14 protein-coding genes and 3 pseudogenes are annotated in these 18,623 nt (G+C 77.0%); 11 read left to right on the forward strand and 6 right to left on the reverse strand.

Translation table 11 applies throughout. The annotated features are described in order from the left end of the window. Window positions 1–288: 288 nt before the first annotated feature. Entirely contained in the window at window positions 289–663 is a 375-nt protein-coding gene (locus tag IHE55_RS07880; RefSeq protein WP_197988363.1) for a cupin domain-containing protein, read from the forward strand. Window positions 664–857: 194 nt separating this feature from the next. Here the strand turns inward: IHE55_RS07880 and IHE55_RS07885 are convergent, their stop codons facing one another. From IHE55_RS07885 to IHE55_RS07895, 3 genes are all read right to left on the reverse strand, one after another. Continuing rightward, window positions 858–2,474: an AMP-binding protein gene (locus IHE55_RS07885; RefSeq protein ID WP_197988364.1), complete on the reverse strand. Its 1,617-nt coding sequence runs from the start codon at window positions 2,472–2,474 to the stop codon at window positions 858–860. Between the two features lie 348 nt (window positions 2,475–2,822). Beyond that, window positions 2,823–3,851 (reverse strand): metallophosphoesterase family protein, encoded by a 1,029-nt coding sequence (locus IHE55_RS07890; protein WP_307826559.1) that lies wholly within the window; start codon window positions 3,849–3,851, stop codon window positions 2,823–2,825. Window positions 3,852–4,273: 422 nt separating this feature from the next. Continuing rightward, window positions 4,274–4,948 carry a nitroreductase family protein gene (locus IHE55_RS07895; protein ID WP_197988365.1) on the reverse strand — a complete coding sequence of 225 codons (675 nt, stop codon included), beginning with the start codon at window positions 4,946–4,948 and terminating at the stop codon, window positions 4,274–4,276. A 691-nt stretch (window positions 4,949–5,639) separates the two neighbouring features. Between IHE55_RS07895 and IHE55_RS07900 the strand changes: the two genes are divergently transcribed. The 3 genes from IHE55_RS07900 to IHE55_RS07910 all read left to right on the forward strand — a co-directional run bounded on the left by IHE55_RS07900 (window position 5,640) and on the right by IHE55_RS07910 (window position 8,291). After that, the gene (locus IHE55_RS07900; protein WP_197991862.1) at window positions 5,640–6,101 is read left to right on the forward strand and encodes a MarR family winged helix-turn-helix transcriptional regulator; all 462 of its coding nucleotides are present in this window, start codon (window positions 5,640–5,642) and stop codon (window positions 6,099–6,101) included. A gap of 204 nt (window positions 6,102–6,305) precedes the next feature. Beyond that, a complete protein-coding gene (locus IHE55_RS07905) occupies window positions 6,306–7,097 on the forward strand; it encodes an aminoglycoside adenylyltransferase family protein (RefSeq protein ID WP_197988366.1) in 792 nt (263 codons plus the stop codon). Window positions 7,098–7,418: 321 nt separating this feature from the next. Then, window positions 7,419–8,291, forward strand: coding sequence for a Rossmann-fold NAD(P)-binding domain-containing protein (locus IHE55_RS07910; RefSeq protein ID WP_197988367.1), 873 nt, complete (start codon window positions 7,419–7,421; stop codon window positions 8,289–8,291). Window positions 8,292–8,633: 342 nt separating this feature from the next. Here IHE55_RS07910 and IHE55_RS07915 read toward each other — a convergent pair whose 3' ends face one another. Together IHE55_RS07915 and IHE55_RS07920 are read right to left on the reverse strand one after the other, a co-directional pair. Continuing rightward, window positions 8,634–9,419: a sulfite exporter TauE/SafE family protein gene (locus tag IHE55_RS07915; protein WP_197988368.1), complete on the reverse strand. Its 786-nt coding sequence runs from the start codon at window positions 9,417–9,419 to the stop codon at window positions 8,634–8,636. Between the two features lie 87 nt (window positions 9,420–9,506). Further along, complete coding sequence (locus IHE55_RS07920) at window positions 9,507–10,034, reverse strand: SRPBCC domain-containing protein (RefSeq protein WP_197988369.1); 528 nt, start codon at window positions 10,032–10,034, stop codon at window positions 9,507–9,509. Between the two features lie 140 nt (window positions 10,035–10,174). Here IHE55_RS07920 and IHE55_RS07925 point away from each other — a divergent pair, with 140 nt between their 5' ends. The 3 genes from IHE55_RS07925 (at window position 10,175) to IHE55_RS07935 (ending at window position 12,280) form a co-directional block, all read left to right on the forward strand. Further along, a complete protein-coding gene (locus IHE55_RS07925; RefSeq protein ID WP_307826560.1) occupies window positions 10,175–10,582 on the forward strand; it encodes a winged helix-turn-helix transcriptional regulator in 408 nt (135 codons plus the stop codon). A 432-nt stretch (window positions 10,583–11,014) separates the two neighbouring features. After that, window positions 11,015–11,245, forward strand: a complete 231-nt coding sequence (locus tag IHE55_RS07930; RefSeq protein WP_197988370.1) for a hypothetical protein — start codon at window positions 11,015–11,017, stop codon at window positions 11,243–11,245. A 6-nt stretch (window positions 11,246–11,251) separates the two neighbouring features. Continuing rightward, window positions 11,252–12,280 carry a serine hydrolase domain-containing protein gene (locus tag IHE55_RS07935; RefSeq protein ID WP_197988371.1) on the forward strand — a complete coding sequence of 343 codons (1,029 nt, stop codon included), beginning with the start codon at window positions 11,252–11,254 and terminating at the stop codon, window positions 12,278–12,280. 242 nt (window positions 12,281–12,522) lie between these two features. On the opposite strand, the gene IHE55_RS07940 is transcribed toward IHE55_RS07935, so the two are convergent. Further along, window positions 12,523–13,233: a VIT1/CCC1 transporter family protein gene (locus tag IHE55_RS07940; protein WP_197988372.1), complete on the reverse strand. Its 711-nt coding sequence runs from the start codon at window positions 13,231–13,233 to the stop codon at window positions 12,523–12,525. A 273-nt stretch (window positions 13,234–13,506) separates the two neighbouring features. Between IHE55_RS07940 and IHE55_RS33025 the strand changes: the two are divergent. From IHE55_RS33025 to nirD, 4 genes and pseudogenes are all read left to right on the forward strand, one after another. Beyond that, window positions 13,507–14,760 (forward strand): annotated as a pseudogene (locus IHE55_RS33025) (NAD(P)/FAD-dependent oxidoreductase); the annotation flags it as partial. A gap of 417 nt (window positions 14,761–15,177) precedes the next feature. Next, window positions 15,178–15,412: pseudogene (locus IHE55_RS07950) on the forward strand (NAD(P)/FAD-dependent oxidoreductase); the annotation flags it as partial. A gap of 122 nt (window positions 15,413–15,534) precedes the next feature. Then, window positions 15,535–18,253, forward strand: a pseudogene (gene nirB / locus IHE55_RS33030) (nitrite reductase large subunit NirB). Further along, window positions 18,250–18,600, forward strand: coding sequence for a nitrite reductase small subunit NirD (nirD, locus tag IHE55_RS07965; RefSeq protein ID WP_197988373.1), 351 nt, complete (start codon window positions 18,250–18,252; stop codon window positions 18,598–18,600). The pseudogene nirB and the gene nirD overlap by 4 nt, the downstream one beginning before the upstream one ends. Window positions 18,601–18,623: the final 23 nt, after the last annotated feature.

The raw sequence follows: 18,623 nt of genomic DNA on the forward strand, positions 1-18,623 counted from the left end.
GCCGGTCACCGGCCCCCGCGGCGCGTGGCGGTGTCCGGCACGCGCCGGAACGCGGCGGCACCCGCCCCGGCGGCCGGCGCGCGGGGTGGTGGCCCGGCCCCGCGGTGCGGCGGCACCTGCTCCGGCGGACCGGCCGCCGCACCGGGCCCCGGCGGACCGGCGGCCTCGCCCGTCTCACCGGCCACGGCCCCCGCCCGTGGTTCACGCGGCGGCACCGGCGGTGCGACTGGCGGGGGGCACCCCGGCCGGTGACCATGGGAGAGGTACCGCAGACACGAGGGGAGGCCCATGGACGACCTCACCAGGCTCGCCCGTCACCATCTGGATCTGGCCCATGACGACCCGCACGGCCGCAGCGCCCGGCTCTTCCTGCGCAGCGGGCCGCTGCGGCAGAGCGTGATCGCGCTGACCGCGGGCACCGAGCTGGACGAGCACAACGCGCCCCCGGCGGCGAGCCTCCAGGTGCTGCACGGGCACGTCCGGCTGACCACCCCGGGCGGCGAGCAGGAGCTGATCGCGGGGCAGGTGCAGCTGATCCCCCCGGAGCGGAACGGGCTGCGGGCGGTGCAGGACTCGGTGGTGCTGCTGACCGCGGTGACCGCCACCACCGGCTGCCCCACCCCGGGCGAGGAGGGCGCCGCCGTCCGGGGCGCCACCGCCTGACGGCGCCCCCGGCCCGGCCGGCCGCCACCGCCTGACGGCGCCCCGGTCCGCCCGGCCGCTCCGCCGCTCCGGTACGCCCCGGGGGCCGGGCGACGGCCGCCCCGGGAGCCCGCCGACGCGCGCCCCGTACGCCCCCCGGAGCCGGCTCACGCGCCGCACGGACGGCCCGGGTGCTCCGCCGGCGCGCGTTACGGCTACCGGGCGGCGGCGAGTCCGAAGGTGGCGCCGAGCCGTCTGCGGTCCGGCTTGCCGACGGCGGTGAGCGGGATCTCGTCGAGGAAGTGCAGCGCCGCGGGCGTGTACATCGCGCCCTTGTGCTCGGTGACGTACTCCTTGAGGGTCCGGGCCAGGTCGTCCCGCGGACCGTCGGCGGCGGGCCCCGGGGCGGGCACGACCGCCGCGTGCACCTCCTCGGCCGCGTCCGGCCGGACCACCTTGAACACCGCGCAGTGCGCCACGGCGGGGTGGCGCAGCAGCAGTTCCTCCAGGTCGGCCGGGTACACGTGGCCGCCCATCACGATGATCAGGTCCTTGATCCGGTCGACCAGGAAGAGGTACCCGTCCTCGTCCCGGTAGCCGACGTCGCCGGTGCGCACCCAGCCGTCCTCGCGCAGCACCCGCCGGGTCAGCTCCGGCTGCTTCCAGTAGCCGCTCATCACCATGCCGGAGCGGACCAGCACCTCCCCCGGCTCGCCCGGCGGCAGGCGGTCGCCGGCCGGGCCGACGACGGCGATCTCCACGCCGGGTCCGGGGCGGCCCACGGTGATCTGGCCGCCGCTGCCGGTGACCGTGTGGTCCTCGGGCCGGGCGTCGGTGATCCAGCCGGCCTCCATCTGCCCGTAGGTGCAGTGCAGTACGGGCCCGAAGAGCCGCGCGGCGCGGCGCAGCCGGGCGGCGGAGGAGGGGCAGCCGCCGTAGATGATCCGGCGCAGGCTGCCGGTGTCGGGGGCGGGGGCCGTGGGGTCGGCGGGGTGGTCGAGCGCCTCGATGAGCCGGTAGAGCAGCGGCGGCAGCAGCCACAGGTCGGTGATCCGCTCGCGCTCCACGGTCGCCAGCACCCGGTGCGGGTCGAAGGCGCGGTGCAGGACGACCTGGCCGCCGGCGAGCAGCGTGGTGTCGGCGAGGATGCCGGCCAGGTGGGCGAGGGGGGTGCAGGCGAGGAACCGGGGCGGTGCCTGGCGCTGTTCCGCGGCCCGCACCGACAGCCCCCAGCTGTACGCGCCGTGCGCCATCCGGACGCCCTTGGGGGTGCCGGTGGTGCCCCCGGTGAACCGGATGCACCAGTCGTCGTCGGGCCGGGCGGCGGCGGCCGTCCGGGCGCCCCGGTGGCGGGCGGCGGCCGCGGTCAGGTCGGCGCCCAGCGGGCCGGGGCCGAAGGAGAGCACCTCCGGGGCCCCGCCGGCGGCCCGCAGCCGCTCCAGCACCGCCTCGGCCGTCCCGTACGCCTCCGGCTCCACCAGCAGCAGGTCGGTCTCCACGCTCGTCACGATGGAGGCCAGGGTGGGCGCCGCCATGCCCTCGTAGAGGGAGACCGCCCGCGCGCCCAGCAGGTTGGCGGCGTACCGCGCGGTCAGCGTCTCGGGCCGGTTGCCGGTGAGCAGCGCCACCGTGGCGCCCCGGCCGATGCCGCGTCCGGCGAGGACGGCCGCGGTGGCGTGCACGGTGTCGATCAGGTCGGCCGCCGGGATGCGCTGCCCGTCGGAGGCGACGAGCACCGGGCGTCCCGGGTCGCCGGCGAGCTGATCGAGGATCAGTTCCACGTAACTGGTGAAGGGCGGCTCGGCACCGGGCTCGGCGGTTGGCTCAGTCATGGGGACGACGCTAGGCGGGACCGCGCACCGCTTCCACGATGCCGATCCGGACATCCGGTCATGCCTCATACCGTATGAGCGCCGACGGGCCCGGCGCGCCCGGTCACCGGCCGCGCACCAGGGCGCGAACCCCGGCGCGGGACCCGCGGTACGGGGCGCGGGCGCACGGCCCGTACCGCGCCGTGCTTCGACCGCTCCCCCGGGCGCCGGGCCCGCCACCGTCCGCCGGGGACCGGCGCCGTACGCCAGGGCCCGGCGGCGAGGGGCCGGACCCGGCACCGGCCGCCGGGCGGCGGGGGCCCGGCGGCCGGTGGGGTGACGGTCCGTGGGATCCGGCGGGGCGGCCGGTCAGCGGGTGAGCGGTATCCGCAGCTCCTTCACCCACCGGTCGCGCAGGTAGTCACGCGCCTTGACCACGATCTCCTTCTTGCCGACCGTCACCCGCAGCCCGCTGTTCTCCTTGCCCGACAGCGCGGTCTCGCCGCCCTTGCCGTCATCGGTCCACTGCGTCTGGACCGCTCCGGTGTTGACCACCGTGAAGCCCCGGAGATTGCCGGTGCCGGGCACCACCTTGCGGACGGCCCAGTCCGAGAGGCCGAGGTCCCAGTGGGTGTGCGAGGTGAAGAGCACCGCGTCCTCGTGCCGGCCGAGGATCTTCAGCAGCCGGTCGGCCTGGAGGTAGTCGCCGCTGTAGAGCCTGTTGCGGGTGCCGGAGACGGTGTCGGGCAGCACGTGGTGGGAGAAGACCAGCACCGGCTTGCCCTGGCGCTCCCAGTGCTCCAGGCGGGAGGCGAGCCAGTTGAGCTGCTCGTCGCTCATCCACACCTCGTCCCACTTGGTGGCGTCGTGGTACTTCATGTACTTCTCGGTGCCGAGCATCAGCATCGGCACCCCGTCCACCACCCGCTCGTAGTAGACCTTGTCCAGGCCGGTGAAGTCGTAGAAGTTCTGGAACAGCCGGGACTCGGGGGTGCCGTTCGGCCAGGTGCCCTGGCACAGCTTGCCGGGGTCGCAGTACTTCGGCACGTAGAACTCGTGGTTGCCGATGGTGAAGAAGGTCCGGCCCGGGTGCGGGTGGGCGTCGAGGGTCGCCCGGACCTCGGCGTACTCGTGCGGATAGCCCCGGTTGGTGATGTCGCCGTTGACCACCAGCGCGCTGCTGGAGCCCGGCAGGCCGCGCATCTGGTCCAGCGCCCGGCCGAAGTCCCCGGTGTCCCCCTGGATGTCGCTCACCACGTCGATGGTGACGGCCTTGCCGCCGCCGCGTCCGGCCCCGGCCGGCCCGGCGGGTGCCGCGCCGGCGGGCACCAGGGCGGCGGCGGCGAGACCGAGCGCCGCGGTGAGGACGGCGGCGATGGACGATGCGGTGCGTTTCACGGTGGGCTCCCGAGGGTGCGGCGGACGCGGCCCGGACCGGGCGGCGACCGGGGGTGGACCGTCGCGTCCCCGGGCACGCCGCCCGGGGCCGGACAGCAGGCAACCGGCCGGAGCCGAGCGGGCCCCGACGCACCGCCGAGCGGAGTGTGACCGCTGCGTGAACATCACGAACGGGTCACCGGTCTGGACCGACCGGCCACCACCCCCGAGCGCCGCCACCCTCCCGGGCCGCCGCCCGGGGCCGGGCCGTTCGACTGACCCGGGGGCGCCGGGCCCTTCAGATTGCCCCGGGGCGCCGGGCCGTTGTCCCGCCGGCACCCGTCACCCGCACCCCCGAGCGTGGGAACCGCGAGACGGGCGGCGGACGCCGCGCGGCGAGGAGGGCGGGTGGCGAGGGCGCCGGGCGGTGAGGAGGGCGGGCGCTACCGCGCGGGCCCGGCGGGGCGCCGCACCCACCGGTCCCAGTGCAGGACCTGCTCGCGGGGGATCCGGCGGGCCGGCCGGAAGTCGGTGCCGATGGTGTAGGCGAGCGGGATGAACGCGGCGAGCATGATGTCGTCGTACGGAACGCCGAGCACCTCGGCCAGTTCCCGTTCCAGCGGCCCTTGCGCCGTCGTCCAGGTGGTGCCCAGGCCGCGCGCCCGGGCGGCCAGCATGAAGCTCCACACCGCCGGCAGGATGGAGCCCCACGCCCCCGCCTGCACGGTCACCGGAGCGTGGTCGGTGCGCCCCTCCACCCCGGGGATGACGAAGGCGGGCACCCGGTGGATGTTGGCGGCCAGGTGGCGCAGCCCGTCGAAGACCCGCCCGGTGGAGCCCTGGTGGTAGTTCATGCGCCAGGCGTCGCGTTCGGTCAGCGGGTGCCCGGCGGCCAGGGGCAGGGCGCGCAGGAAGATGTCGGCCACGGCCCGCCGCCGACCGGGGTCGGTGACGACGATGAAGTGCCAGCGCTGCCTGTTGCGGCCGGTCGGGGCCTGGGTGGCCAGGTCCACGCACTCCTCGATCAGGGAGCGGGGGACCGGGCGGTCCAGGTCGAGGCGCTTGCGCACGGCGCGGGTGGTGGAGAGAAGCTGGTCGGGGGTCAGGTCCAGGGTCACGGTCACGTCCTCTGCGTCACGGTACGGATGGGCGGTCGCCGCGGGCGGCCGTCGCGGCCGGCGCGGCGGGCCGGGCGGTGGGTCGGCGCGGTGGGTCGGCGTGGCCGGCGCGGGTGGCCGTCACGCCGGCCGAGGTCGACCGACGGGTGACCGTCACCGCCGGCCGAGACATGGGCCGGCGCGGCGCCGGCGAGGGAGAGGCAGCCCGCGGGGTGCCCGCGCACCCCGGCATGAGCCGCCGGCGGCGTGAGCCACCGGTGCGCGCCCCCGACGGCGACGGGACCTTCCGACGACAGGCCGGTTCCGACGGCAGCGCCGCGTCCGGGGGCGACCGGGTCGCGTCCGAGGACAAGCCATGCCCGGAAACGGGTCGCGTCCGCCGCACGGCACGTCCGACGACGGGCGGGGCCACCCCCCGCCGGCCGCCGGACCGGCCCATCGGGTGCGGACACACCGCGGCGCGGAGCAGCACCGGGGGCAGGATCCGGGGCCGGCCGGCCGCGGCCCGTCGGGCTCCACCATGGCGCACCTCCATCCGCACTCCTCCGTCTCCACGCAGATCATCTGCCAGCAGATGATTGGCGAGCATACAAATGCGATGGGTGGAGCGCAAACAATCTGTGGGCAGATCGAATCCGGGTAGAATCGGCGCGTGACCGCCCCACAGGCACAGGCAGAGGAGGTGGGCCGCATGCCGCCCAGGACCGGGGACCGCGAGACCGTCTACTTCCCGACGCTCGCCGCGGAGCGCCTGGACATCGCGCTGTGCCGGGCCTCGACCGTCGTCGCCCGCGCCGCGGAGGCCCGGGCGGCCGAGTCCGGGATCGGCGTCGGGCAGCACCTGGTGCTCAAGATGCTCGCCGAGGTCGGCCCCAGCTCCCAGCGGGTCCTGAGCGACCAACTGCGCATCGACCGCAGTGTCATGGTCGGCATCTGCGACGGCCTGGAGCGGGCCGGGCAGGTGCGGCGCGAACGCGACGCGGTCGATCGCCGCGCCTACGCCGTCACGATCACCGACTCGGGCCGCCGGCTCCTCGCCCGCGCGGAGGAGGCGGTACCCGCGTTCCTCGACGACACCTTCGCGGACCTCACCCCGGCCGAGCGCGCGCAACTCTCCACGCTGCTCGCCAAAGTGCTGCGCCTTCACCCCTGACCCCGCTTCCGCCGGACCCTCACGGCCCGGCCGGCGCCCCACCGGGCGCGGGCCGCACACCGGGCCGCACGGCGCGACGGCCCCGCGGAGGGCCCGCGAAACGGGCCGAAGACCGTGTGCGCGGGTCCGCCCGCGACCGTCCGGCGCTGAGCCGGTCTCCCCGTCGGTGCGCCAGCTCCCGGGCGGCCGGTCCACACTGGTGCGATGGAGTGGACGTCGGTGGTCGGTGACGGTGCGGCGGACCAGGTGCGGCAGGCCCTGGCACTCGTCCGCGAGGTGCTCGGCGAACAGGTCGAGGGCGTCTGCCTCCACGGCTCGGCCGTGCTCGGCGGCCTGCGGCCGGCCAGCGATCTCGACCTCCTCGTCCTCACCCGGCGGTCCATGGACGACGCCGAGCGCCGGACGCTGCGGGACGGGCTGCTCGCCGTCTCCGGCCCCGGCGGACGGCTCCGCCCGGTGGAGCTCACCGTCGTGGTCCGGTCGGAGGTCCACCCGTGGCGGTTCCCGCCCACCGGTGACTTCCTCTACGGCGAGTGGCTGCGCGAGGAGCTGCGGGCCGGCGCGGTGCCCCGGCCGGAGCCGATGCCCGATCTGGCCGTGCTGCTCACCACGGCGCGGGCCCACGGGGTGCCGCTCGCCGGCCCGCCCCCCGCCCGGCTGCTGGACCCGGTCCCGCACCCGGACCTGGTCCGGGCGAGCCTCGCGGGCGTCCCGGAACTCCTCGCCGGCCTCGGCGACGACACCCGGAACGCGGTGCTCACCCTCGCCCGCGTCTGGACCACCGTGGCCACCGGCGAGATCCGGCCGAAGGACGCCGCCGCCGACTGGGCCCTCGGCCGGCTCCCGCCGGAGCACCGGCCGGTGCTCCGGCACGCCCGCGAGCTGTACCTGGACCACCACTACGCCGAGGAGAGCTGGACCGAGGAGCTGACGGCGCGGGTGGTGCCGTACGCGCGTGCGGTGCTCGACGGGATCGACCGGCACCGCGACGCCTGACCCGGGGGCCGGAACGCCCCACGGCCGCGGCAGCGGCCCGCAGCCCGCCCCGGTGGTCGCACCCACGCCGCCGGCCGCTCCGCCGCACGCCTACGCGGGTGCCGGTCCGTCAGGCCGCCGGCGGCCCCGTACGCGCCTGCCCGATCCGGCCGATGGGCCCGTACGCGCCTGCCGGAGCCGGCCGGCGGACGCGCACGCAGGTGGCGGGACCGGCCGATGGACCCGTACCCCGCCTGCCCCATCCGGCCGGTGGACGCGCACGCATGCGGTCGAGCCGACCGCGCATGGTCGGCCGCCCCGCGCGCCGGTTGACTTACGGGCATGACAAACAACGGCTCGATAAGCGACACCATCACCGGCACCACCGGCACCACCGGCGACACGGTCCTGGTCCTGGGCGGCAGCGGCAAGACCGGGCGGCGGGTGGCGGCGCTGCTCGCGGAGCGCGGCGTCCCCGCCCGTACCGCGTCCCGCGGCGGCGCCACCCGGTTCGACTGGCTGGACGCCACCACCTGGGGCCCCGCGCTGGACGGCGTGACCGCCGTCTACCTGGTCTACCTGCAGGACCTCGGCAGCGCCCGGGCTCCCGGCCACATCGAGGAGTTCCTGCGGCTGGCCAAGGAGCGCGGGGTGGCCCGGGTGGTGCTGCTGTCGGCCCGCGACTGGCCGGCCGCCCGCCCGGTGGAGGACGCGGTGCGCGCCTCCGGGCTGGGGTGGACGATCCTGCGCCCCACCTGGTTCGCGCAGAACTTCAGCGAGGACATGTTCCTCCCGTACCTCCAGGCCGGTGAGTTGCGGCTGCCGACCGGTGACGGGCGGGAGCCCTTCATCGACGCGGCGGACATCGCCGAGGTGGCGGTGGCCGCGCTCACCGACGACCGGCACCACGGCGAGTCGTACGACCTGTCCGGCCCCCGGCCGATGAGCTTCGGGGAAGCGGTGGCCGCCATCGCCGGGGCCACCGGCCGGGACCTGCGCTACACCCCCGTCTCCCACCAGGAGTTCCGCGCCGACCTGGTCGCGGCCGGGCTGACCGAGGCGGACGCCGGGATCGTGGACGGGCTGCTGCGCACCATCGAGGAAGGGTCGAGCGCGTACCTCTCGGACTGCGTGCGGCGCGTCCTGGGGCGCGAGCCGCGGGACTTCGGCGCGTTCGCGGCACGGGCGGCGGCGGAGGGGGCGTGGCGGGTCTGACCGCCCGCCGGCGGGACCGGGCGGCACACCACCACGGGAACGGAAAAGGGAACGGGAGCGGGCCGGCGGGCCGGGACCGGCGCCGGGCGGCGCGGGCGGGCCCCGCCGAACGGCGGCGGCCGAACGGCGGCCGGACCGGGCGGAGACCGGGCTACGGGAGCCGGTCCGCGATGGCCGGGCCACGGAAGCCGGGCCACAGGGGCCGGTCCCCGGAGACCGGACCACGGCGGCGCGGCCGGGCCGGGCGGCGCGGGCGGAGGCCGGGCCGGGCGGCGCGGGCGGGCGGAGGCCGGACCGGGCCGGGGTGTCCCGCGGACCCGCCGGCCCCCACGGGTCACCGGCTCAGCCGGCCAGCCACTGGTCGTACGCCAGCTTGCAGACCAGCGAGACGACGACCACGACCAGCACCGCCCGGACGAAGCCGCTCCCCCGCTTCAGCGCCATCCGGGCCCCGATGGTGCCGCCCGCCAGGTTGAAGACCGCCATCAGCGCGGCCAGCCGCCACAGCACGGTGCCCTGGTGGGCGAATGTGACCAGGGCGCCCAGGTTGGTGCAGACGTTCACCACCTTGCTGGTGGCGGAGGCGGTCACCAGGTCCAGTTGCAGGGTGGCGACGAGCGCGATCACCAGGAAGGTGCCGGTGCCGGGGCCGATGAGCCCGTCGTAGAAGCCGATGCCCGCGCCCGCGATCAGGATGCCGGCGATGACCCGGGCGCGGGTCGGCGGACCGACGGCGCCCGGGGCGGTGCCGAAGGAGGGCCGCAGCAGCACGAAGGCGAGCACGGCGAGGAGCACGACCATGATCAGCGGCCGGAGCACCGCGCTGTCGATCCCGGCGGCGAAGAAGGCTCCGGCGAGCGAGCCGAGGGCGGCGGCGATCCCGATGCGCACGGCGGCCCGGACGTCCACCAGTCCCTTGCGAACGTAGGTGAACGCCGCCGCGGTGGTACCGACCACCGAGACCGCTTTGTTGGTGCCGAGGACGTAGGCGGGCTGCACCCCGGGGACGCCGACGAGCAGTGCGGGGAGCTGGAGCAGGCCGCCGCCGCCCACCACGGCGTCGATCCAGCCCGCCGCGGCGGCGGCCAGACAGAGCAGCACGATCGCGGTCATGGATATGTCAGGCATGATCGCGACCCTAAGGCCGCCCCTCCGGGACACCGGAGGCCGGTCGGCCCCGGCCCCCGGGCGGGACCACCGCCACCACAGGGGCCGTCAGCCGTCCAGCGCCGCCGGGAGGCCGTTCAGCCGCAGCCGGGTGGCGCCGCGCAGGTGCGGGAGGTCGTGCTCGGGCTCCGCGGACGGGGTCAGGAAGGCCGCCTGCTCGGTCCACCGCAGCTCGGTGCCGCCGGCCCGCGGGCGCAGTTCGACGGTCACCAGCGACGCCCACCGCACGATGTCGTCCACGCGTGAGGTGTAGGTGTAAACGATCCTGGCGCCCGGCACGATGTCGAGGTACCGCGAGGCGTACGCGAGCCGCTCCGGCGCGGCACCCGCGACCGTGAAGACGCTCGACGCCGTCTCGCCGCCGGTGACCGTGAAGTCGTGCTCGTACGAGACCGGGCGGCCGGGCAGCCGGAACCACCGGCGCCGTGCGGGCGTGTCGGCGAACGCCCCGAAGACCGTGCCCGGGGCCGCGGCCAGGTGGGATTCCACGGTGAAGGTGTCGTGCCGCACCCCCGGGGCCGCGCCGTCGTGCTGCCCGTCGGTGGCCTCATCCGGTGCGGCGGCTCCCAGGGTCATCTTTCCCTCGCTCGGATCGGGGCGGATCGGGCGGACGCCCGTTGGTTACCATCCGTATGTAACGGGGGTGCGGTCGTCGCGTTCAAGGCCTCGCGCTCACGCACTTTCATGTCAGCTACGCACCCGGAGGGAACCGGCCCGTGGATTCCGAGCTGCGTTCCCGGCTGGTGGCGGCCGGGGTCGCCCCGGAATGCGCGTCCACGATCGAACTCGTGCGCGATCTGCTCGCCCGGATGGGGGACAAGTGGACCGTACTGGTCGTGACCACGCTCGCCGAAGGGCCGCTCCGCTTCACAGCGTTGCACGAGCGGATCGCCGGGGTGTCCCAGCGCATGCTGAGCCGGACGCTGCGAGCGCTGACCCGTGACGGCCTGGTGACACGGACGGCCTACGCCGAGGTCCCGCCCCGGGTCGAGTACGAGCTGACGCCGCTGGGCCGGTCGCTCAACGACACCGTCACCCACGTCGTGCACTGGGTGCGGGAACACCGGACGGAGATCGTGCGGAACCGCGACGCCTTCGACGGGGACGGTCCCGCGGCCCGGTGAGGTGACGGACCGCACCGCCGCGCCGCCCCCTCCCGCGCGGCGGTGCGGCGGCACAACCGGCCGCGGTGGCCGCCGGCGCGACGGAGCCGGGACGCGCCGGTGCCTCGCCCCGGGCGTCGGCCGCGCGGGCGCGCCACGTCGACCGGACCGGTCCGGGACCCCGGGGCCGGCCCGCGGCGCGGCCGTGGGTCCCCGAAAACCCCGGCAGTCGGCCGAGCGACCCTCCGCACGGCCCGCGGCTCGCCGTGACACACCCGCTCGCCGTGGCACAACCGCTCCCCGCGGCTCCCGGGCCGGGCGGGAAGCCTTCCGCCCGGCCGGCGGTGAACCGGGGCCCGGGCGGCGGCGCCGCCGTCGCGACGGCCTTCGGCACCGCAACCGATGCGGTCAACCCAGGTTGACGAATGGGCCCGAGTCAACCAAGGTTGACTCATGACCGGAGTTGACCTTTCCTCGATCACCGAGAACGCCGATCCCCTCCAAGCGCTGCGTGAGGCAGCCGCGTTGCGCCACCGCCTGGAAGGGCAGGAGGAGATTCTGGTGTACCGGGCGCGGGCTGCGGGGACGACGTGGGCGCAGATCGCCGAAGCGCTGGGGGTCTCGAAGCAGGCCGTGCACAAGAAGTACGGCGGCCGGCGCCTGTTCGGCCGGACGGAGGCCTGACGGGTCATGACCTCACGCCTCGATGAACTGGTACGGCTGACGGCGGAGCGGCTGGGCGCCCGGCAGCGGGGCTCCGTCGTGGTGGGAGCCGTCCGGGGCGGGCGGTCCGCTCTGCACGGCGCGGACCCCGGCACGCTGTTCGAAATAGGTTCCGTCACCAAGACGTTCACCGCGCTGCTCCTGGCGCGGTTCACCGTGCGCGGCGCCGTGCGGCTGGACCAACCGCTCCGCGACCTGCTGCCCCGCGACATCACGGCTCCGGAGCGCGGCGGTGAGGTCATCACGCTGGGCCACCTGGCCTGCCACACCTCCGGCCTGCCCCGGTTGCCCAAGGGCCTCCTGCCGCGGGGCCTGTTCCGGTCCGACCCCTACGCCGGCTGCACGGGCGAGTTCCTGCTGGACGGACTGCGGCGGACCCGCCTGCGGTCGGTGCCCGGCACCCGCTTCCACTACTCCAACCTCGGCGCCGGCCTGCTCGGACTCGTCCTGGCACGCCACGCCGGCACCGACTACGACACGCTGGTGCGGTCCGAGATCTGCGAGCCCCTCGGCCTGGCCGACACCAGGGTGGTGCTCGACCCCGGACGCGCCGCACGGCTGGCCGGGGGCCACTCCCGCACCGGCCGCCCCCGCCCGCCCTGGCACCTGGCCGCCCTGGCCGGCGCCGGCGGCCTGCACTCCACGGTGCCCGACCTGCTCACCCTGGCCCGGGCCCAGTTCGGCCCCGCGCCCGGAGGACTCGCCGACGCCATCGCTCTCACCCACACCACCGCCCATCGCGTCAACGCCGGAACCGCCGTCCATCCCGGCTGGATCTCCGCCACCCTGTCCCGCGGCCGGCACCGGATCCTCTTCCACACCGGCGGGACCGGCGGCTACCGCAGCCTGCTGGCCACAGCCCCCGAACACCGGGCCGCGGTCGTCGTTCTCAACGCCAGTACCCGGCCGGTGGACCGTGCCGGCCTCGACCTGCTCGTGCGGATCATCGAGTCCGGGCCCGGCCCGGACCCCGTCGCCGCCACCACCGGCGCCTGACCGTTCGGACACCCGGCTCGCGGATCACCGACGCCCCGGGACGGCACACCCGGGGGTGCGCCCCGCGGCCCGGGGGCGCGCTGGGCGGACCGGGCGGGCCGTGCGCCGGGGCGGCGGGGGGCAGGCGGGGGCAGTGGGGAACGGCCGGCGCGACGCCCCCGGGGCGGCCGGGGGCGGCCGACGGCGGAGGGGGTCAGGGTGGCCCGGGTCGCCGGGCGGGCCGGGGCGGTTCCGGCGGGGCGTCACGCCCCCGCCGCGTCCAGGAGCGTCCCGGTCGCGTAGGTGACCGCCATGGCCAGCGCCCCGCCGGTGACGTTGCGCAGCACCGCGGGACCGGGCGGCGCCGCACCCAGCCGGGCACTGCTCCACCCCGTCATGACCATGGCCGCCAGGACACAGCCGACGGTGACCGCCAGCCGCCACCCCTCGGGCGGCAGCACCATCGCCAGCAGCGGCAGCAACGCGCCGGCCGTGAACGCCAGGAAGCTCGCCCAGGCGGCGTGCCAGGGGTTGGTGAGCTCGTCGGGGTCGATGCCCAGCTCCACGCTCGCGTGCGCCCGCAGCGCGTCCCGCCGGGTCAGCTGCTCGGCCGCCTCCCGGGCGACCGCCCGGCTCAGCCCCCGCTCCGTCAGCATGCCGACGAGTTCCTCCAGCTCCGCCTCCGGCTCCTCGCGCAGCTGCCGCTTCTCCTCGGACAGCGCGGCGCGCTCGGAGTCCCGCTGGGTGGAGACGGACACGTACTCCCCCGCTGCCATCGACAGGGAGCCGGCGAGCAGTCCGGCCAGCCCGGCGGTCAGCAGGGCGGAGCGGTCCTCGGTCGCCCCGGCCACCCCGACGACCAGCCCGGCGGTGGACACGATGCCGTCGTTGGCGCCCAGGACCGCCGCCCGGAGCCAGTTGAGCCGGGCGCCGAGCGCGTTGCCGGAGGACTCGTCGTGCGTGGGTGGGGTCACATGCCGGAGGATGCCACCCGCGCCGCCGCCCGCCGCCGACCAACACTCCGGGCCCCGCCCGGCCGCCCGGCCCGGCCCCTGCCGGGCCGTTCTCCGCGTCCACCGGCCGCTGTCCCGCGGTTCGTGACCGCGCACGGCGGGGCCCGGGGCTCACGGCGGCGCGCGGCGGGGTCCGGTGCTCACAGCGGGGCGCGCGGGGCGCTGAGGGGAGCGTTTCCCGGCGGAAACGGAGGCGATGCCGCCGGGAAACAGGCGGGGGCGAGGCTGCCTGCCATGACGACGACGGGAGAGCGGAACGACCGTCACCGGGTGGTGGTGATCGGCGGCGGCATGGCCGGGGCACGGCTCGCGCAGCAGCTGGCCGGCACCCCGGAGGTGGCGCTGACCCTCGTGGGCGAGGAGCGGCACGCGCCGTACAACCGGGTGCTGCTCGCCGAGGTGCTGGCCGGACGGTACCCGCCGGACGTCATCACCCTGCCCGGCTCCGGGGCGCGTCGGCTGAGCGGGGTGCGGGCGGTACGGATCGACCGGGCCGCCCGCGCCGTGCACACCGACGACGGCCGCCGGGTGCCGTACGACACGCTGGTGCTCGCCACCGGCGCCGGCCCGGTGCTGCCGCCGCTGCGCGGGCTGTTCCCGTCCGCCGGCCCGGCCCGGCCGCACCCGGGGCCCTCCCCCCGGCTGCCCGCCGGGGTGCGTCCCCTCCGCACGCTGGACGACTGTCTGGCCCTGGACGCGGCGGTACGGCCCGGGTTGCCGGCGGTGGTGATCGGCGGCGGGCTGCTGGGGGTGTCCGCCGCCCGGGCCCTGGCCCGGCGGGGCGCCCGGGTGGTCCTGGTCCACCCGGGCCCGTACCTGATGGAACAACAGCTCGACGCCGAAGCGGCGCGGCTGGTGCGCGACCACCTGACGGCGCTCGGTGTGCGGGTACGGACCGGGTGCCGGGCGCACGGGCTGCGGACCCGGCCGGTGCCCGGTACCGGGAGGGCCCCGGCACCGCCCCGGGCCCCGTCACCCCCGGACCCGCCACCGCCCCGGCCCCCCGTCACCCCGGGCCCTGTCACCCCGGGTCTCGCCACCGCCCCGGACCCGCCACCGCGCCGGGGCCCGCACCCGGCCTCGGAGCCGACCCCGGCCCCGTCCGGCCCAGCCCGGCCGCACCCGGGCCGGACATCCGGCCGGCACCCCGCGCCCGGCACGCCCCCCCGCCCGCCACCGGAGCAGGGCCCGACCCCGAGCCCGGACCAGGCCCCGCGCCCGGCCCCGGACCGGTCGCCGTGCGGGCGGTGGAGCTGGCCGACGGCACCGTCCTCGACGCCCGTCTCACCGTGCTGGCCTGCGGCGTCCGGCCCCGGGTGGAGCTGGCCGCGGACGCCGGGATCGTCACCGCGCGCGGTGTCGTCGTCGACGACGAGCTGCGGACCAGCGACCCGGACGTGTTCGCGGTCGGGGACTGTGCCGAACACGCCGGGGTGGTCCACGGGTTCGCCGGCCCCGCGCAGGACCAGGCCGATCTGCTGGCCCTGGTGATCGGTGCCCGGGCCGCGGCCCGGCCGGGCTCGTCCGGTGCCGCCCCGGCCGGTGACCGCCGGCCGCCGCGCTACACCGGCAGCCGCCCCTCGTCCGGCTCACCCTCCCGGCGGCCCCCGCACCCCCCGCCACACCCGCGGCGACCACCGGGCCCGGCCGCACCGCCACACCCGCGCCGCCCGGTGGGCCCCGGCCGCACCGCCACCCCCGCACCACCCGGTGGGCCCGGCGACACCGCCGCCCCCCGCACCACCCGGTGGGCCCGGCGACACCGCCGCCCCCTGCACCGCCCGCGGACCGTGCCCCGCTCCCCGCACGCACCGGGGCGACCGATCGCCCCGATCCCACGGCTGCCACGGCGGCCGCCGCCCCGAGCCCCCAGGCGCCCCGAGCGCCCCGGCCGCCCCGGTGGCCCCGCTCGACCTGGCGGCCTTCGGCGAGCCGACGCCCGCGCCCGGGGACGACGTCGTCCAGCTCTCCGACGCCACCCGCGCCGCGTACCGCAAGGTCGTGGTCCGCGGTGACCGGCTGGTCGGCGGCGTCCTGCTGGGCGACCTCGGCGCGGTCGGCGCGCTCGCCCCGTGCCTGGGAGGGCGACGAGCCGCTGCCCGCCGCCCCGCTGCTCCACCTGCTGACGACCGATGGAGGCCCCGATGACGACGCGGACGAAACCGGCGCCCCCGCCGGCACCCCCGAGGCACGCCCCGGGACCACCCCCGCCGGCGGCCCGCGGCCCGACCGCCCCCCACGATCGTGGTGATCGGCCACGGGATGGTCGGCCACCGCCTGCTGGAGACGCTCGCGGAGCAGGGGGTGACCGGCTCCGCGCGGCTGGTGGTGTTCGGTGAGGAGCCCCGCCCGGCGTACGACCGGGTACAGCTCACCTCGTACTTCTCCGGCCGGCCGGCCGAGGAGCTGTCCCTGGTGGCGGACGGGTTCATGGCCCGGCACGGCATCGAACTCCACCTGGCCGACCCGGTGGTGGCGGTGGACCGCGCGGCGCGCACCGTCACCTCGCGCGCCGGGGTCACCGTCGGGTACGACCGGTTGGTCCTGGCCACCGGCTCCTACCCGTTCGTGCCGCCGGTGCCCGGGAAGGACGCCGCCGGCTGCTTCATGTACCGCACCGTGGAGGACCTGCTGGCCATCGAGGAGTACGCCGCCGGGCGCCGCTCCGGCGTGGTGGTGGGCGGCGGGCTGCTCGGCCTGGAGGCGGCCGGCGCGCTGAACGGACTCGGACTCACCACGCACATCGTGGAGTTCCAGCCCCGGCTGATGGCGCTCCAGGTGGACGAGGGCGGCGGCGCGGCGCTGCGGCGCACCGTCGAGCGGATGGGCCTGGTGGTGCACACCGGCGTCGGCGGCAAGGAGATCGTCACGGACGCCGCCGGCGCGGTGCGCGCCATGGAGCTGTCCGACGGTTCCGTCATCGACACCGACCTGGTGGTCTTCTCGGCCGGCGTCCGCCCCCGCGACCAGCTGGCGCGGGAGTGCGGGCTGGCCGTCGGGGAGCGCGGCGGGATCGCGGTGGACCCCTGGTGCCGCACCGACGACCCGGCGGTCTTCGCCATCGGCGAGTGCGCGCTCGCCGCCGACGGCCGGGTCTACGGACTGGTGGCGCCCGGCTACGAGATGGCCCGGGTGGCGGCCGGCACCCTCGCCCGCGAGCTGATGCCCGCCGCCGTTCGGCACGCCGGGGACCCGGCGGCCGGCGCCCACCGCCCGGCCGGCGACCGCCCCGCACCCCAGGACGGCCCTCCCACCGCGACCCGCCCCACGTCCGGGGCCCACCCCGCCGCCCCGGACGCCCCCTCCCCCCGGCGGGGCGGGCCCCAGGTTCACCGGCGCGGACACCTCCACCAAGCTCAAGCTGCTCGGGGTGGACGTGGCGTCCTTCGGGGACGCGCACGGCAGCACGCCCGGCGCGCTCGACGTGGTCTACGCCGACTCCCGCGCCGGCGTGTACAAGAAGCTGGTGATCGGGCCCGGCGGGGAGCTGCTGGGCGGGGTGCTGGTGGGGGACGCCGAGGCGTACGGCATGCTGCGCCCGCTCACCGGCACCGTGCCGCCGGCCGCCCCGGAGCGGCTGATGCTGCCCGCCGGGGCCGGCGCGCCCGCCGCCCCGGGCCCGGCGGCGCTGCCGGACGACGCGGTGGTCTGCAACTGCCACAACGTCACCAAGGGCACCGTCCGCGCCGCCGTCACCGGGCACGGGTGCGCCACCGTCGCCGAGGTGAAGGCGCGGACCCGGGCCGGTACCGGCTGCGGCAGCTGCGTGAAGGTGCTCACCGCGCTCGTCGACGAGGAGTTGGCGGCCGGTGGCGTCACCGTGGACCGGGGCCTGTGCGGCTGCTTCGCGCACACCCGCGCCGAGCTGTACGAGATCGTCCGCACCCGGCGGCTGACCGGCTTCGCCGCGCTGCTGGACGGCCACGGCCGCCCGGAGGCGCGGGGCGGTGACGGCTGCGAGGTGTGCAAACCGGCGGTGGCCTCGATCCTCGCCTCGCTGGCGCCCACCGTCGGCGCCGGCGGCTACGTCCTGGACGGGGAGCAGGCGGCGCTCCAGGACACCAACGACCACTTCCTCGCCAACCTCCAGCGCAACGGCTCGTACTCGGTGGTGCCCCGGGTCCCGGGGGGCGAGATCACCCCGGAGAAGCTCATCGTGATCGGCGAGGTGGCCCGCGACTTCGGGCTCTACACCAAGATCACCGGCGGGCAGCGGATCGATCTGTTCGGGGCCCGGGTGGAGCAGCTGCCGGCGATCTGGGCCCGCCTGGTGGACGCCGGGTTCGAGTCCGGGCACGCGTACGGCAAGGCGCTGCGCACCGTGAAGTCCTGCGTGGGGGACACCTGGTGCCGGTACGGCGTCCAGGACTCGGTGCGGATGGCCATCGCGCTGGAGCTGCGCTACCGGGGGCTGCGGGCGCCGCACAAGCTGAAGGCGGCGGTCTCCGGGTGCGCGCGGGAGTGCGCCGAGGCGCGCGGCAAGGACTTCGGGGTGATCGCCACCGCCCAGGGGTGGAACCTGTACGTGGGCGGGAACGGCGGCGCCGATCCGCGCCACGCCGACCTGCTCGCCCAGGACCTCGACGACGAGGGGCTGGTCCGGCTCGTCGACCGGTTCCTGATGTTCTACATCCGCACCGCGGACCGGCTGGAGCGCACCTCGGCGTGGCTGGAGCGCGTCGAGGGCGGTCTGGCGCACGTACGGGACGTGGTGGTGCACGACTCGCTGGGGATCTGCGCGGAGCTGGAGGCGCTGATGGCCGACCACGTGGCGCACTACCGCGACGAGTGGGCGGCCACCCTGGAGGACCCGGAGCGGCTGCGCCGGTTCGTCTCCTTCGTCAACGCGCCCGGCACCCCCGACCCCACCGTCCGGTTCGTGCCCGAGCGCGACCAGCTCCGGCCCGACCTGACACCGCTGTCCGTCCCCGGCGTCCCGGCCCGTACCGGGCGCACCCTGGAAGGGAGCACCCCGCGATGACCCCCGCCCACGCGCGGACCGCGGTCCGCGTCGAACTCCTCGCCGGCCGCCGGTGGTTGCCGGTCTGCGGGACGGCCGACCTCACCCCCGGACGCGGGGTGGCCGCGCTGCTCCCGGACGGCACCCAGGTGGCGCTCTTCGCGGACCGCGCCGGGCGGCTCTACGCGATCGACCACCGGGACCCGTTCACCGGCGCGTACGTCCTGGCGCGCGGCCTGCTGGGCTCCGCGGGCGGCCGGGCGTTCGTCGCCTCGCCGCTGCTGAAGCAGCGGTTCGAGCTGGCCACCGGCCGGTGCCTGGACGACCCGGCGGTGGCGGTGCGGGCCTACCGGGTCCGTACCGCCTGACGCCCGCCCGTCCCTGTGCGGCA

This window comes from Streptomyces pactum (assembly GCF_016031615.1).
Taxonomy (GTDB): domain Bacteria; phylum Actinomycetota; class Actinomycetes; order Streptomycetales; family Streptomycetaceae; genus Streptomyces; species Streptomyces pactus.